The sequence below is a fragment of the Methylobacterium planeticum genome (assembly GCF_008806345.1).
GTDB lineage: Bacteria > Pseudomonadota > Alphaproteobacteria > Rhizobiales > Beijerinckiaceae > Methylobacterium > Methylobacterium planeticum.
The window spans coordinates 1-13,994 of the sequence record NZ_VZZJ01000053.1; the positions used below are offsets into that span (position 1 = coordinate 1).

Sequence of the window (13,994 nt, forward strand, 5' to 3'; positions counted from 1 at the left end):
ATCCTGTGGGGCGTCTGGATCACGCTCTCGAAGGCCCTGATCCTGTTCCGCTGAGATCGCCGCCGCGGTCGGCTCACCGATCGCGGCGGCCATACTAGGGCGAGATGGTCCCGATCGGGGGCTCAAATATCGATCCTGCGGGGAAACCGAAGGATAGCATTCTGGGCAACGCCGTACGCATGATCATCGAAGATTGTCCAAGATTACATGTTCGTTTATGTATTATCCTGCTGGGTGACGAGCTCCCGCCAATCACTATCTACGCTAGGGACTGTGAGATCTAAGCTCGACTTTGGCCAATCATGCGGCGTGGAAGAGGGCATAGGCCCAGGGCGCGGGCAAACGGAAGCAGGGTTTTGTTCGGGCGCGTCGGCGCGGTGATGTTGCCAAAGTCCGCTCGCGCCAGATCGCACAGCGCACGGCGGCCAGAGCATCGGCGAAGGTCGGACGCGGTTTGGGGTACCACGCGGCGGCTGCGATCCGTTGCCGTTGGCGGGCCAGGAGCCGCGCAGCCAGCAGCGTGACGATCGAGAACAGGGCGAGCAGGGAGGGCGTGGTGCGGGCAACCGCCGTGTCGGACCATTGCCGCTGCGTCTCGACGCCGAGATGGGCGCGCACCTCTTGGAAGGTGACCTCGACGCTCCAGCGGCGGACAAACCACGACACGATCTGGGTTGGGTCGCAGGCGAGGTCGGTGCAGAGCAGGGCTTGGGCCTCGAAGCGGTGGGCGGGATCGCGCACGAGCACCCAGCGGATTGGCACGACCGGCATCCCGCCGTGCCGCCACACCGCGGTGCCGGAGGCGACCTCGATGCCGCGCTGGGCTGACCCGTACCAGCCCGACACCACGACCGCATGCCAGCGCGTGTCTTTGGCCACGAGGGTCGCGGCGAGGGTCGGCAGGCGTGCGCCTTTGGTGCGTGGGCGCCCGATTGTGCCGGACGGCCGGGGCGGAGCGGGTTCGTAGAGGGCCGCGTCGAGCCGTAGGCGGGTGATCGCCGTGATGCGGGCGCGGCGCATCGCGTCGAGGAACAGCAGGGCGGAGAAGCTGCCGTCGCCGACCACCACGAGATCGCGGCCCGGCAGCCAGCGCCGCGCCTGGAGGGCGAGTTGACGCCCGACGTCGAGCAGAGGCTTGTGCCGGCGGCCCCGCTCCTGGCAGGCGCGTTCGGACGGCACGAGCGCGGTCAAGAACGGCAGCGCCCAGATGCGCCCCGCCCAGGGGATTGGGGCCAGCAGCATCAGGCTTATCCAACGCAGGCCGCTCGCCTTGACGACATGGCTGTCGGAGGAGCGAACCGGATCGCGGTAGATGCCCTTGGCCGCGATCCGCTTGCCGCGGCGGCGCTCGATCGTGTCGTCGAGAGCCATGACGACGGGACCGCGCGGAGCGAAAGCGGCAATCAGCAGCCCGAGCAGGATACGGCCGCCAGCACGCGGGCTCCACGCGGCGCGGTTGAGGATGCGGTGAACGTTCACGAACCGCCGATCCTGCGCGCGGCCCATGATGCGCAGGGCACTCGCCACCGTGCGCCGCCCCGGGGTCAGGATCGCACCGATCGGCAGCAGTTGCGCGTGTCGCCACGAGCGGTGGACGAACAGCGGCGCGAACGCCAGGATGAGCCCGGCGAAGCGGGCGGGCAGATCAGGCATTGGGTGTCTCTTGGTCGGGACACACCGAGCCTACCCGTCATGCCTGCTTCGTCACCTGCCGCCCAACCGCCCGTCCGATTGGCCAAAGTCGAGCTTAGCGAATATCCTGAAGATCGGACGCGAACCGGGACGCGACTTGCGTTGTGCGATGGTGATCCTTCATCGCCGCACAGCCGGTTTCCGGCTGCACGCCATCGATCCGTTCCACTCGGCACCCGGCGCTCCGCAGAACTTGACGCCCGCGATCGGGTGACGCGCTCGGCTGATCCGAGGGATCGCGCGGCATCGCCTCACGCAGGCCCTGCGGAATGAGCCGACCCGGCCTCCGGCGGGCCGGAGCGAGCCCTCGCCGTGACACGAACAGCCGATCGTCCGATCCCAACCTGACAGCAGCCGTTGCAATCTCACTGGTATTTCGTATTCCAAGCTTGGCCGTCCTGTCGGCCGCTCGGAACGAGGAAGCCGCATGACGAAGATCGTTCAGCCGGACCGCCCGATCTGGCCTTCCGTGCCGGTGCCGGACCAGAGTTTCCCCCAGTCGCCGTCCGAGCCCGCCCGTGCCGGGTCCAGCCGGGCGCCCGAGGACCGGTCCGAGGCTCCGGCGCCGGACAGACCCAAGCCTCCGGCGCCCGCCGCCGACGGCGCGGATGGGTTCGGGTCGTTCGCCGGCTGAGCGAACCTCGGCGGATCGGCGGGTGTGCGGAACGGCACGGCGCCGTGGCCTGCCGAAGCGTAGCGGTGCGGCGGGGCACTGACGGGTCCGAGCGCGCGACGTCGCGCGCACCGATCCGCGCGGGAGAGGTGCAGGATGCTCTGGGCAACACGCCTGCTCGATGCCGGAGAGGGCATCGGCGTCGAGGAATTGTTCGCCGGTCAGTCAGCGGCGCTCGGATCGCCGCGCGACATGATGCTTCTCGCGGTCGATGAGGCACCGGCACGGCGGCGGGTGTTCGTCGGCGTTCCCGATCCGAACCTGCTCGACTGCTATTCGGGGTTCGAGGCCTGCCTGAGACGCGATGTCCCGCGCGCGCCGACGCTCGTGGCCGGAGACCAGGGCGTTTTCCAGGCCATGTTCCAGTCGGGCGGCTGACCGGCGCCTCGCCCGGAGGCAGCGATGCGTCCCAGTCGGGTCAGAGGACGGATCCGGTCTGCGCGCCAGCCGGCTTGTAGCTCGCCGCCAGCGCACCGGCCCTGGCGAACGATCCCTCCATCTCGCTCGCCGTGAGAGCGAGCGAGGTCCGCATATCCGTCACGGCGCCCCCCGCCGCGGCGACGATGACGGACGTCGCCATCCCTTCGATCGGCCCTTCCGACACGATGAGGAAGTCGTATTCTCCGAAGGTCATGTAATAGCTCAGGAGCGTCCCGCCGGACTGGGCGATGAGATCCTGCACGGCCCGTTCCCGGTTCTCCGGGCTGGACATCATTCCTCGCACGGCCTCGGTCGTGAAGCGTCCCTGCGTGATGAAGAGCGGCATGGCATCCTCCCGAGTCTATCGCCGTTCCTGCGGCGTCGGATCGAAGGCGCCAGCCTAATCCTTTTCGGTCACGCGTTCCGGGTCGGTGCGATCGCGGCGCTCGGGGCGACCACGCGTATCCGACCCCGTCGCGCCAGCGCGGTGCGCCTCGCTCTTCAGAGCTGTTCCGCAAGCTTTCGGAGCGCAGACGGAACGCTCGCGTTCGATGCGTGGCCCTTCGCCTCATCGGCCGCGCTCCCGAGCAGCCTAACGAGCTTCGCCCGATCCAGTGATTGCCGGTCGGAGAGGCAATTCACGATCAATTGGAGCGTATGCTCGATGGCCACGATGCGGGCCTCGAGCTCCTGCTGCTTCATTTCCATCCCAGACTCCATCGTTCTTCTTATCGCCGTGATGGTAGCCGGCGCCGTGCTGGGCGGAAGGGGCGGATTCGCCGACCCTGACCTGCTGAAATGTCGCGGCACGCCGGGCCGTCGCTCGCGGGATGGCCGGGCGCCAGTACACCTGTGGACGCTTCCGACACCCGGGCGGGCGGCGTGACCCTGCCCGCTAGGCCCGGCGGCGGCCCTCAGGCCGCGAAGGAGAGGCCGAATCGCCGTCCCCATCGCCAGACGGTCCGGCAGGGGCGGTCGATCTTCATCAGGGGCGCCCGCAAATGGCATTGCCGGGGCAACTCGCCCGGCGAGAGCAGCAGGGGCGAGTCGACCTCGATCTCCGGCCCCTCGTCGGAGAAGGACAGGACCCGCACCTTCAGGGCCGGCCGGGACCCCGCGATGAAGAGCTCACCGGCCCGCGGATTCTCGGGGTCGGCGTCCATCCGATTCGAACGTGTCATGGGCGAACCTCGCTGCCGGACTTCTCGCATCTGCAGCATATATTGTGCACCGCGGCTGAGCTGGCCAGCCGATCCCGTCCGCGAATGCCCTCGGCTGCCGCCAGGTCACGCCTGTGCCGGGTCCAGGAACGCGATGCCGATATCGTTTCGCCCGGGCTCTCGACCGTCAGCCGCGCCCCCGAGCCCGATCGATCGGCGAGCGTGCAGGCGATGGCCTGCCCGTTTCAGAGCGCGATCTGGCCGGATGCATCCCGGCTCCCTACGCCGTCGCGCTTCCCTGCGCCGCTTCGGCTTGGGCGGCCCCGGGGTCCCGCTTCCCCTTTCGAAGCGTCGCGTGCGGGCGGCCCGAGCCCGTCGAGCGACGCGCACGCAGGCGCGTCGCCACGGTTCGCGCAGGCGCGGAACATCCGCATCACGACGCTCCGGAAGAGTTCGTCGTTCTGGCGGCCAAGTTCGCTTTGCATCGACGGACCTCCCTGCAAACGGCGAGGCCGCTCAGACCAGCCGGACGTTGCGCCACGATTTCCGGGCAGTTTCGGGCCCATTGCGCAGATTGCGCCCGCCCTGCATCGTGATTCCCACGCATCCCTCACCCGCGGATTCGACCCTGAACGACGGGCGAGCCAACCTCAGAGCGCCGCCTCCTCGAACAGCGCGACCTTGATCAGCCGCTGTCCTCTCCAGGTGACGGTGCAGTCGCGCGGCGTGAAATCCGGCGCGAGAGCCACGCTGAACCAATCGGGCAGGTCCCGCGCGAGGTTGGTCGCGATCAGTGCCCGCTGATCGTTCAGCGGCGCGGCGCGGCACCCAAAGGATGTCGGCCAGTTCTGCAACGTGATCTCCGCGTCGACGAAACCCTTCGGTTCGGTCTGCAGGTCTTCCACTTGCATGGTCTTCGCCCTCGGCTCGGTTCATGCAGCATGTGTCAGCCGTGCGTCGTTGGGAGAACCTTTCCAGGATCGATCGAATGCGACGCGTCCAGCGGGAAGCATCTTTCCAATCGCGCGAGGAACCGATCGGCGAACGGCCCGCGCGGACGGCCGGCTCGCCCCGGCACGGCGCGCTGGACATCGGGCGTCGGGAGGTCTCTTTGCGGCGATCTGACCGATCGGGTCGGTCAGGGCTTGGCAACCTCTCTGTGATGAGAGGATCCTGCGGGACGCACGACGCACGACGCACGACGCACGACGCGCGACGCTTGCGACGGTCGGGAGAACTGAGAATGGACGAGCCGCGGGCGCTGCCGCCGGCCGACGCGACCGACGCGGACGGCCTGACCTGGCTCGCCTCCGAACTCGCCGAGCAGCAGGCCTACGGTGCCGTGCTCAGCGTCGCGCAGGTCGCCGAGATCCTGCCCCCCGCCGCCCCCGGCGAGATCGAGATGGTTCAGGACCCGGACGGGGTCTGGCGCGAGACCGCATAGCCGACCCGGTCGGTTCGCCGCTCTTGCTCACGGGATTCAGCCGAGCGCTACCGCGGCGATCCGGACCGGCGCCCTTGCCGAGGCCAGGCCGACGGCATATCGCCCGGCCGACGGAGTCTTCTCTTCAGGCGATCCGCTTCGAGGAGGCCCTTCGGACCACCTCGTGATCGCAATCTGACGCTTGGTCCCGTCCGTTCGCGACCCTAAGCGGCCCTTCACTCCTCCTCGGTGATCGCTCCGGATCGACAGCCTACCGTGATTAGTATCGGGCCGCGCCGATCGAACAGCGACCACTCAGCGTCTCCCTCGGCCGTCATGAATGAGGCGACGTGGAGATCACCTGAGAGGTGCAACATGACCTCGGGCAAGCGCCCGAACGTTGTCAGGTCGATGACCTCACCACCGACGAGACGATCGAAGCTCGACTGCCACAGCCCCTCGTCGGTCCAACTGCCGCATGCGATCGAGCGAGCGTCCTCAATTCGCCAACTCCACTCGATCATCAGGCCGATCTCGCCCGTGGGGTTGCCAGAGCTACCATCTCGGCGCGTCCTTTGAGTCAGCGTCCCAAGCTCGATGAACAGCGCCGAGCCATACCCGCGCCAGACGCGGGAGACGGGCATGCCGCAAGCCGCCGCACGGAAGTGCTCGATCCAATCCTTCATGCTGCCGATGATGGCTGAGCCAGCGGCTTCTGAAAATCACCCCGAGCGGACCATCGGTCCGGGTGCCAAGCGTCAGATGTCGACCACGAGGACCTGGTCGGGCGCGGGGGCACTCCCAGGCTCGGCCCCACGATGGGCGGCGGCAGGCCGAGCGACAGGTCAAGGACGCCCGGCCCGCCCGTCGAGCCAGCCTGAGGAGGGCGACGGCGCGACGCCCCATCACTGGCCCGGAGATCCTTGCCGTATCGTTACCCTGGGGCTCTGCAACCGCAGGCATGTGCTCCCGCCGGGCGATCCGGGCTGCCGATCGAGCCCGGGCGAGCGCGCAGGGTCTCGTCAGCAGCCGACGCAGATCGGCCGCGCGGCGCGAAAGCCGTCCTCCAGGAGACTCCGCATCCGGGCTTCGCGGTTGTAATCGGGATCCTGGAGCAGGCGCTTCGGATCCGTCAGCTCATCCGCGAAGGACCGCATGACGCCCCTGCGCGCCGGATCCGCCGGCTCGGGGCGGCGCAGGTCCTCCCACCCGAGCCGGGCGGTCCGGGAGCGTCCGAGCACCGCGACCGGGTCGATCGTCGGCCCGTCCTGGCGGAACGACGCAACCGTCACGCGCCGCTGGACATGATCCTGGGTTGTTTTCAGAGAAAGCAGAGTTCCGGGAACTTTCGTTCGCGGCAGCGACACGTATTGACCGGATGGCTTGAAGAAACCAGAGCATCCACTCATAAGAATAAATGCAGCACAGCCGATGGCGAGGCGAACATTGATCATAGCCCGTACCCTGACGGGCCGGCAGAAGCTTAGCAATTCAATCGACGTTCACGCATTCACGCGATCGGCCAGTTCTCCAGGCTTGGTACGGAACCGACTCCAGCCGGTTCGGCGGCGCTCGACAGCGGAAGGCGTGGGCGGTGGTCCCGCCGGCCACGCGGGCGGGAAGCCAGGAAGCCAGCGGAACCGTGCCGGGGATCAATCCGACACGGCCAGCTTGTGTGCCGCGGATCGGCAGACATTCTCAAAAGTGAAGTGCCGAGCGCACCGAACGCCGGGGCCGGACCGAGCCTGTCGCGCCCCGGGGCAGCGCCGCGGAGGTCCCGCGTCGCGCGGTGCGGTTCTACGCCGCGCCGCCCTGGTCGAGCGCGGCGACGGGTTGGCCGGTGCGGCGCGTGTCGATGAGCACGACCATGCGGCTGCGCGTGAGGAAGGTGAGAACGCCAAGCCCCGCCTCTCCGATCAGCCAAAAGAAGGCGGCGACCACCGCCCCGGACCCGGATCCGAGCGACACGCCGGTTCCGGCCAGGGCGGACATGCCCCGCCCGGCGCTGGTGAAGGCCGCTTCGAGATAGGCCCAGAGCCACCACAGGTTCAGCCCATTCAGGGCGATGAAGGACCATTTGCAGAGATTGCCGACAACGCCACGCTTCCTCGTCACCACGCGATAAACCGGAAACATCCTGATCCTTTGCCTGCTCATTTCCGAGGCGCTATGCCGCGAGGACGGGCAATCGAGCTAGTGCCCCAAAGGCAAGCCAGGATTGCCGGAACCAAATCGGTGGATGCTGCGGTGCAGGACAAGGGTTCGGCGGCGCCCGGACGCTCCCTCACGGGAGGCGGGGTGCGAGCGTCCGAGCCTGACAGGGGCGCCAATACCGCCGGCCACCCAGCCGCAGGGACGCTACTCGGGCTTCGCCCCGTCGGAGGGTCCGGTCTCGCCCCGGGCTGCGGCCTCGGCTTCGGTGCCCGCGCGCTCCATCGGTCCGTCCTGCGGACGGACCGTTCCGGTGGCGGTGTCCTGCGGGCTGTTCGCCAGCCCCTTGCTCTCGGGCTTGCCCGCGGGCATCCGCTGCGCCTGCGTGTCGGTCTTGTCGATCGGCATGCTGTTCTCCTCGCGTGCCAACGCGGGGCGCGAGGCGCGGTGCCCGGCGGGTCCGATCCGGGCGAGGCGGTGCCGTCAGCCCGGCAGCTGCGCCGGTCCCAGGAACTGCACCCAGAGGCGCGCACCGTCCTGCCCCTGCTTCCGGCAGGTGACGCGCGCCAGCCGGTCGTCGCAGGCGGCGCCGACGGACAGCACGAAATGCTCCGGGATGCCCACCGCGCTCATCAGTTCGAGGCAGGCGCTGGCCTTGTCGTCGTCGCGCATCCGGCAGCCGATGATCTCGCTGCCGAGGAGGATTTTCGCGGTGATGGGGGCGCTGGCGCGCAAATCGGCTCGGTGTGGCTGCAAGCGCAGGCTCCTGTCCGGTCTGTGTGGCAGCGCTCTTGTGAGGCCCAAGCGTGACGAAAGCTTGACCGTATTCCCCGATACGCAATCCCGGCCCGCAAGGGGCGCGTCGGAGCGGAGACCTCACGGCGTCCCAGCCCAGAGCGGCTGCGCCGAACGACCGGGCAGGCGACAGGCGGCGGCGGGCGATCCCTGCCCGTATCACGTTCCGCCGATTCGTTCAGCCAGCCGCGATCCGGCCGAATCCCGATCAGGCCGGGGCATGCCCGCTCAGCAGATCGTCGAGGGCGCGGCGCACGGCCTCCAGACCGGCGGCGGCGGCGATCTCGCAGGGGCGCAGCCTCGGCAGGCGCGGCTCTGCCGGCGCGGGAGATTCCGCGGCGGCCGGCGGACTGGTCTTGACCCGCACCGCAACGTTGAACGCGCGTCCAGGGGGCATTCGGCTCATCCCGCGTCGTCTCCGGGCTCTCGAAGGGGCGTGCCGAAGCGTATCCGCATGACGAGCAAACCTTGAGGGCCCGGACGGTGTAGCGGGTCTCCTATTCCGGGGGATGAGGAAAGCTTCGATCCGCATCGACGCCACCCGAGGCGCGACGGCGCCGCTTCCGGCGGAGCCCCCGGAGGATCGCCGGATCGCCGGCCTCGACGTGGCGCGGATCCGCTCGCAGATCGAGGCGATCCGGCCGGACCCGGCGCCGAGGCATCCGGAGCCGCGTCCCCCTGCCGGGAAACCGGCTCCTCCGTCTCCTCGGCCCCGGCGCGGCCCGGGCGGCCCGGGCGGCCCGGGCGGCCCGGGCGGCCCGGCCGGGCTGCGCCGGACGCCGGCCGTCCAACGTCTGCGCGGGCCGCCACCCGAGACGCCCCGGATGCGCCGCCTCGCGCGCTCAGCCTCGGTCGAGCGAGGCCGCCCTCAGGTCCCGCCCGCCTTGTCGGCGACCAGCCTGAGGCGCCCGGCCGGTCGATTCCGCAATGCGGCGGCGACCTTGCGCTCCAGCTCGCCATCGCGAAACGGCTTCTGGACGATCCGCTCCTCACCCACCGCTCCGACCTTCACCAGGGCCGTCGTGTCGGCATAGCCCGTTACGAACAGGATCGGCAGGGCCGGCCAGCGTTCCCGGATCTCGTCGGCGGCCTCGGCACCGTTCATGCCCGGCATCGCGAAATCGAGGACCACGAGGTCGAAGCAGGGATCGCCGTCCAGGGCCTTGATCGCCGCGAGGCCGGAGCCCGCCTCGCGGATCGCGTAGCCGGCCTCCCTGAGCATCGTCACGGTGATCTCCCGGACCGCGCTGTCGTCGTCGACGACGAGGATGGCGGGCTTGGCGCCGGGACCCCGGATGGCTGCGCAATCGACGGTCTCGGCTTTCGACGGGAGCGCCTGCGCGCCCCGCTCCACGCGCGGCAGGTAGACCCGAACGGAGGTCCCCTCCCCGACCGTCGTGTCGATGCGGATCCCGCCCCCCGATTGCTTGGCGAAGCCGTAGACCTGCGCCAACCCGAGCCCGGAGCCCTTCCCGACGTCCTTCGTGGTGAAGAACGGCTCGAACACCCGGTCGAGCACCTGAGCCGGAATGCCGGAGCCGGTGTCGCTGACCATCACCATCGCGTACTCGCCGGGGCCCGGATGCTCGGGCCGGGTCGGCCGCTCGGCGAGGCGCACATTGGCGGTCTCGATCGTCAGGCAGCCCCCGACCGCCATGGCGTCGCGGGCGTTGATCGCGAGGTTGAGGATGACGAGCTCGATCTGGGTCGGGTCGACGAGGGCCGGCCAGAGATCGGGCTGGAGCGTCATCTCGATGCGCACGGCGCCGCCGATCGAGCTCTGCAGGAGGTCGCGCATCGACGCGACGGTGTGGTTGAGCTCGACCGGGGTCGGCGCGAGGCGCTGCCGCCGCGAGAAGGCGAGGAGCTGGGCCGTGAGGCGCGCGCCGCGGTCGGCCGCCCCCCGCATCATGTCGAGGCGGCGGCGGGAGCGCTCGTCGGTGGCGACCCGCTCCAGGAAGGCGATGTTGCCGGAGATCACGGTCAGCAGGTTGTTGAAGTCGTGCGCGACGCCGCTCGTCAGCTGCCCCACCGCTTCGAGGCGCTGCGCCAAGCGCAGGGCCTCCTCGACCCGCTCACGCTCGGCGATCTGCCGGAGCAGCTCCGCATTGGCGTCGGCGAGTTCCCGCGTCCGCTCCTCCACCCGGGTCTCGAGGGTCTCGTTCAGCTCGCGCAGCGCCTGCTCGGCGGCGCGCTGCTCCCGGCGGGCGCGCACCTCGGCGAGGGCCCGCACGATGGTGCGCGGCAGGCGGTCGAGCCGCTGCTTGGTGACGTAATCCGTCGCGCCCCCCTTCAGCGCCTCGACGGCGACGTCCTCGCCGAGGGTGCCGGAGACGAACACGAAGGGGACGTCGGGGCAGGCCACGCGGGCGATGGCGAGGGCGCTCAGGCCGTCGAAGGTCGGGAGCACGTAATCGGCCAGGATCAGGTCGTGGCAGCCGCTCTGCGCCGCCGCGGCGAAGCGCTCGCGGGTCATCACCCGCTCGATGACATAGGGATGATCGATGTCGTCGAGCACCGCCGCGAGGAGCTCCACGTCGAGGTCGCTGTCCTCGAGGTGCAGGATGCGCAGCGGCGCGGTGCCGAACACCTGCCGGTCCGCGTCGTCCGTCAGACGTTCGATGGCCAGCCTCCCTTGTGCGGCGGTGGTTCGTTGAGGACGGCCCAGAACACGCCGAGATCCTGGATGGCCTCGAAGAAGTCCTTGAACCCGACCGGCTTCACCACGAAGGCGTTCACGCCGAGATCGTACGATCGGACGAGGTCGCTCTCCTCCCGCGACGAGGTCAGCATGACGACCGGGATGGCGCGGGTCTGGGCATCGCCCTTGACCTTGGCGAGCACCTCGAGCCCGTCGACCTTCGGCAGCTTCAGGTCGAGCAGCACCACGGCCGGGTCGAGGGGCTCGCGCGCCTCGTAGGGGCCGCGCCGGTAGAGGTATTCCAGCGCCTCGGCGCCGTCGCGGCAGATGACGATCTCGTTGGCGAGCTGGCTCTTCTCCAGGGCGGCGAGCGTCAGCTCGATGTCGTTCGGGTTGTCCTCCACGAGGAGGATGGGCTTCAGGTTCGCCATGTCAGTGTGCTTCCTCCCGCAGGGGCAGCGTGAAGTAGAAGGTCGCGCCCGCGTCGAGGGCGCCCTCGGCCCAGACCTCGCCGCCGTGGCGCTCGACGATGCGCCGGACGTTGGCGAGCCCGATGCCGGTGCCCTCGAAGTCCTCGACCCGGTGGAGGCGCTGGAACACCCCGAACAGCTTGCCGACATAGGCCATGTCGAAGCCGACGCCGTTGTCGCGCACGAAGAACACCGCCTGGCCGTCGCGCGGCGCGGCGCGGCCGACCGCGATCGACGCTTCGGTCCGGCCGCGGGTGTACTTGATGGCGTTCGAGAACAGGTTCTCGAGCACGAGGCGCAGCATCACCGGATCCCCGTAGGCGCGGCCGAGGGGTTCGATCGTCCAGCGGATCGTGCGGTCCGGCGCGACGTCGCGCATCGCCTTCCGGCGGACCTCCTCGACGAGGGCATTCATGTCGCCCGAGATCCGGTTGAGCGCGTTGCGGCCCATCTGGGAGAAGGCCAGCAGGTTGTCGACCAGGGTGCCGGCCGAGAAGGCCGCCTCGATGATGGTGTCGACGTAGTGGCGCCCCTTGTTCGAGAGGCGGTCGCCCTCGCGGGAGCGCAGCAGCTCGGAATACCCGACGATGTGCCGGAACGGCGCCCGCAGGTCGTGGCTGACCGAGTAGGAGAAAGCCTCGAGCTCCTTGTTCGAGCGCTGCAGCTCCTCGCTCAGGGCGGCGAGCTCCTCCGCCCGGCGGAGCACGATCCCGAGGACCGAGGCGCGCAGGTCCTTGGCGGCGTCCGCGACCGGAACCGTCCAGGGCAGAGCGCGCGCCTTCACGGTCTCCTTCCAGATCTCGAAGGATTTCCGGGGATGGAGACGGTCCTGCCCGCTTCCCGGGTCGACCGTGGCGGTCTTGGTCGGGTCGCCGCCCCACTTCACGGTCCGGACGACCTCCGGCCTGAACCACAGCACGTAGCTCGCGTATTTCTGCGAGATCGAGATCGCCAGGACGCCGCTCGCCGTGTCGGTGAAGGCGGCGGCCGGCGGGTACTCCTCGGAGAGGGCCTCCGTGACGTAGACGTCGCTGCCGGGGTGCTGCGCCGCGAGCCAGGCGTAGAGGGCCTGCACCTCGGGCTCGCTCGGCGTCGCGCCGAGGAGGCGGCACTGGTCCCGCGTGACGACGGCCGCGCCGGCCGCGTCGGCCAGCGCCAGGACGTCGGCGGGGTGGCGCAGCAGGGCGTCGAGGAAGTTCTCCTCCTCCGCCATGGAGGCGAGGAGGCGCGCCTGGATCGCGCCGAGCGCCAAGCGCTGCTCCGCCTCGGCCCCGCGCTCCTTGGCGGCGAGCTGCAGGGCGAAGATGCGGGTGAGGAAGTCGCAGGCGTTGCGGGCCTGGAGGGGGACGCGGCGCGGCGTCCGGTTATGGCAGGAGATCAGGCCCCAGAGCGCGCCGTCGACGAGGATCGAGACGGACATCGAGGCCATCGTACCCATGTTGCGCATGTACTCGACATGAACCGGCGAGACGCTGCGCAGGATCGACTGGCTCAGATCGAGGGGTTCACCGGTGGAGGGCGTCGTCCCCGGCGCGATCGGCACCGGCGCATAGCCCGCATCCGGGATGATGCGCAGGCGATTCCTGCGATACAGCTCGCGCGCCTGGGCCGGGATGTCGGAGACGGGGAAGCGCAGGTCGAGATATGAGGGCAGGACGCCGGTGCCGTCCTCGGCCAGCACCGTGCCGTGCCAGTCCCGGTCGAAGCGGTAGACGAGCGCCCGATCGAAGCCCGTGATGTGGCGGATGTCGACGGCGAGGAGGCCGCAGAGTTCCCCCACCGTCCGGGCCTCCGGCAGACCGGCCACGAAGGCGTTCAGGCGGGGATAGAGCGCGTCGAGGCTGCGGCCGGAGGCGGCCTCGCTCGAAACCTCCTCGAATTCGAGGATCGTCAGCGCGCCGGATCTGTGCAGCGCCAGATCGTAGGCGCGGGGCCCGTCCGTGGTCTCCAGGGTGACGGTGCGCAGGTACTGGGCGCCCTCGCGCTCGGGGTGCGCGGCCTGGTGGCCGACCTCCGCGTCGAGGTCTGGGAACAGGCGCGCGAAGGCCTCACCGAGGCCGCCGCCCGCCGGCTGGCCCGGCATCTCCGGCACGTTGGCGCTGGCGTGAACGATCCGGCGGTCGTCCCCCTCAAGGGCGAGGAGGAAGCCATGCGGCTGCACGCTTCCGAGGATGTGGATCGGCTCCCGGTCGCAGGCGGTCAGTTCCGGCGCCTGCCGCGACAGCGCGATCGGCATCAAGGCATGCGCTCCCTCGTCCACGGCGATTCCCGACCCTGACAGTAGGCGTGCGTACCCTCTCGCGAATCCAGGCGCAACGCGGCACGATCGGCCGCTCAGCCGAGCACGATCCCGGTCGGGGCCTTCGGCGCTTCACAGCACCTGGGACAGGAACCGGCGGGTCCGCTCGTCCTGCGCGGACTTGAAGAAGGTAGCCGGCCGCCCGTGCTCGACGATGACGCCCCGGTCGGTAAAATACACGTGATCAGCGACGTCGCGGGCGAAGTTCATCTCGTGGGTGACGAGGAGGCAGGTCATGCCCTCCTCGGCCAGTTCGCGGATGGTCACCAG

16 protein-coding genes and 1 pseudogene are annotated in these 13,994 nt (G+C 69.7%); 2 read left to right on the forward strand and 15 right to left on the reverse strand.

From position 1 onward, the window contains the following. Positions 1-300: 300 nt before the first annotated feature. Positions 301-1,653 carry an IS701 family transposase gene (locus F6X51_RS26870; protein ID WP_150967026.1) on the reverse strand — a complete coding sequence of 451 codons (1,353 nt, stop codon included), beginning with the start codon at positions 1,651-1,653 and terminating at the stop codon, positions 301-303. Between the two features lie 808 nt (positions 1,654-2,461). Here F6X51_RS26870 and F6X51_RS26875 point away from each other — a divergent pair. Next, positions 2,462-2,743, forward strand: coding sequence for a hypothetical protein (locus F6X51_RS26875; RefSeq protein WP_150967029.1), 282 nt, complete (start codon positions 2,462-2,464; stop codon positions 2,741-2,743). A gap of 40 nt (positions 2,744-2,783) precedes the next feature. On the opposite strand, the gene F6X51_RS26880 is transcribed toward F6X51_RS26875, so the two are convergent. The 4 genes from F6X51_RS26880 to F6X51_RS26895 form a co-directional block, all read right to left on the reverse strand. Next, on the reverse strand, positions 2,784-3,131 hold the full coding sequence (locus F6X51_RS26880; protein WP_150967031.1) for a GYD domain-containing protein: 348 nt from the start codon (positions 3,129-3,131) through the stop codon (positions 2,784-2,786). Positions 3,132-3,286: 155 nt separating this feature from the next. After that, the gene (locus F6X51_RS26885; RefSeq protein WP_150967033.1) at positions 3,287-3,493 is read right to left on the reverse strand and encodes a hypothetical protein; all 207 of its coding nucleotides are present in this window, start codon (positions 3,491-3,493) and stop codon (positions 3,287-3,289) included. Between the two features lie 206 nt (positions 3,494-3,699). Next, complete coding sequence (locus tag F6X51_RS26890; protein WP_150967035.1) at positions 3,700-3,966, reverse strand: hypothetical protein; 267 nt, start codon at positions 3,964-3,966, stop codon at positions 3,700-3,702. 629 nt (positions 3,967-4,595) lie between these two features. Beyond that, complete coding sequence (locus F6X51_RS26895; RefSeq protein WP_150967036.1) at positions 4,596-4,850, reverse strand: hypothetical protein; 255 nt, start codon at positions 4,848-4,850, stop codon at positions 4,596-4,598. 338 nt (positions 4,851-5,188) lie between these two features. Here F6X51_RS26895 and F6X51_RS26900 point away from each other — a divergent pair, with 338 nt between their 5' ends. After that, entirely contained in the window at positions 5,189-5,389 is a 201-nt protein-coding gene (locus F6X51_RS26900) for a hypothetical protein (RefSeq protein WP_150967037.1), read from the forward strand. Positions 5,390-5,604: 215 nt separating this feature from the next. Here the strand turns inward: F6X51_RS26900 and F6X51_RS26905 are convergent, their stop codons facing one another. The 10 genes and pseudogenes from F6X51_RS26905 to F6X51_RS26950 form a co-directional block, all read right to left on the reverse strand. Further along, positions 5,605-6,054, reverse strand: coding sequence for a hypothetical protein (locus F6X51_RS26905; RefSeq protein ID WP_150967039.1), 450 nt, complete (start codon positions 6,052-6,054; stop codon positions 5,605-5,607). A 336-nt stretch (positions 6,055-6,390) separates the two neighbouring features. Then, on the reverse strand, positions 6,391-6,822 hold the full coding sequence (locus F6X51_RS26910; RefSeq protein WP_150967041.1) for a hypothetical protein: 432 nt from the start codon (positions 6,820-6,822) through the stop codon (positions 6,391-6,393). A gap of 343 nt (positions 6,823-7,165) precedes the next feature. After that, on the reverse strand, positions 7,166-7,504 hold the full coding sequence (locus F6X51_RS26915; RefSeq protein ID WP_150967043.1) for a hypothetical protein: 339 nt from the start codon (positions 7,502-7,504) through the stop codon (positions 7,166-7,168). Between the two features lie 222 nt (positions 7,505-7,726). Then, positions 7,727-7,927: a hypothetical protein gene (locus F6X51_RS26920; RefSeq protein ID WP_150967045.1), complete on the reverse strand. Its 201-nt coding sequence runs from the start codon at positions 7,925-7,927 to the stop codon at positions 7,727-7,729. 75 nt (positions 7,928-8,002) lie between these two features. After that, positions 8,003-8,275 carry a hypothetical protein gene (locus F6X51_RS26925; RefSeq protein WP_150967047.1) on the reverse strand — a complete coding sequence of 91 codons (273 nt, stop codon included), beginning with the start codon at positions 8,273-8,275 and terminating at the stop codon, positions 8,003-8,005. 247 nt (positions 8,276-8,522) lie between these two features. Further along, on the reverse strand, positions 8,523-8,711 hold the full coding sequence (locus F6X51_RS26930) for a hypothetical protein (protein WP_150967049.1): 189 nt from the start codon (positions 8,709-8,711) through the stop codon (positions 8,523-8,525). Positions 8,712-9,182: 471 nt separating this feature from the next. Beyond that, a complete protein-coding gene (locus tag F6X51_RS26935; protein ID WP_246697023.1) occupies positions 9,183-10,904 on the reverse strand; it encodes a response regulator in 1,722 nt (573 codons plus the stop codon). A 20-nt stretch (positions 10,905-10,924) separates the two neighbouring features. Then, entirely contained in the window at positions 10,925-11,386 is a 462-nt protein-coding gene (locus tag F6X51_RS26940) for a response regulator (RefSeq protein WP_150967053.1), read from the reverse strand. Position 11,387: 1 nt separating this feature from the next. Beyond that, the gene (locus F6X51_RS26945; RefSeq protein WP_150967055.1) at positions 11,388-13,661 is read right to left on the reverse strand and encodes an ATP-binding protein; all 2,274 of its coding nucleotides are present in this window, start codon (positions 13,659-13,661) and stop codon (positions 11,388-11,390) included. Positions 13,662-13,796: 135 nt separating this feature from the next. Then, positions 13,797-13,994: pseudogene (locus F6X51_RS26950) on the reverse strand (peptide ABC transporter ATP-binding protein); the annotation flags it as partial.

Bases quoted from the DNA above. Each gene is read 5' to 3' on its own strand.
- F6X51_RS26870 (WP_150967026.1), bottom strand. From the start codon at position 1,653: ATGCCTGATCTGCCCGCCCGCTTCGCCGGGCTCATCCTGGCGTTCGCG.
- F6X51_RS26875 (WP_150967029.1), top strand. From the start codon at position 2,462: ATGCTCTGGGCAACACGCCTGCTCGATGCCGGAGAGGGCATCGGCGTC.
- F6X51_RS26880 (WP_150967031.1), bottom strand. From the start codon at position 3,131: ATGCCGCTCTTCATCACGCAGGGACGCTTCACGACCGAGGCCGTGCGA.
- F6X51_RS26885 (WP_150967033.1), bottom strand. From the start codon at position 3,493: ATGGAAATGAAGCAGCAGGAGCTCGAGGCCCGCATCGTGGCCATCGAG.
- F6X51_RS26890 (WP_150967035.1), bottom strand. From the start codon at position 3,966: ATGACACGTTCGAATCGGATGGACGCCGACCCCGAGAATCCGCGGGCC.
- F6X51_RS26900 (WP_150967037.1), top strand. From the start codon at position 5,189: ATGGACGAGCCGCGGGCGCTGCCGCCGGCCGACGCGACCGACGCGGAC.
- F6X51_RS26905 (WP_150967039.1), bottom strand. From the start codon at position 6,054: ATGAAGGATTGGATCGAGCACTTCCGTGCGGCGGCTTGCGGCATGCCC.
- F6X51_RS26910 (WP_150967041.1), bottom strand. From the start codon at position 6,822: ATGATCAATGTTCGCCTCGCCATCGGCTGTGCTGCATTTATTCTTATG.
- F6X51_RS26915 (WP_150967043.1), bottom strand. From the start codon at position 7,504: ATGTTTCCGGTTTATCGCGTGGTGACGAGGAAGCGTGGCGTTGTCGGC.
- F6X51_RS26920 (WP_150967045.1), bottom strand. From the start codon at position 7,927: ATGCCGATCGACAAGACCGACACGCAGGCGCAGCGGATGCCCGCGGGC.
- F6X51_RS26930 (WP_150967049.1), bottom strand. From the start codon at position 8,711: ATGCCCCCTGGACGCGCGTTCAACGTTGCGGTGCGGGTCAAGACCAGT.
- F6X51_RS26940 (WP_150967053.1), bottom strand. From the start codon at position 11,386: ATGGCGAACCTGAAGCCCATCCTCCTCGTGGAGGACAACCCGAACGAC.
- F6X51_RS26945 (WP_150967055.1), bottom strand. From the start codon at position 13,661: ATGCCGATCGCGCTGTCGCGGCAGGCGCCGGAACTGACCGCCTGCGAC.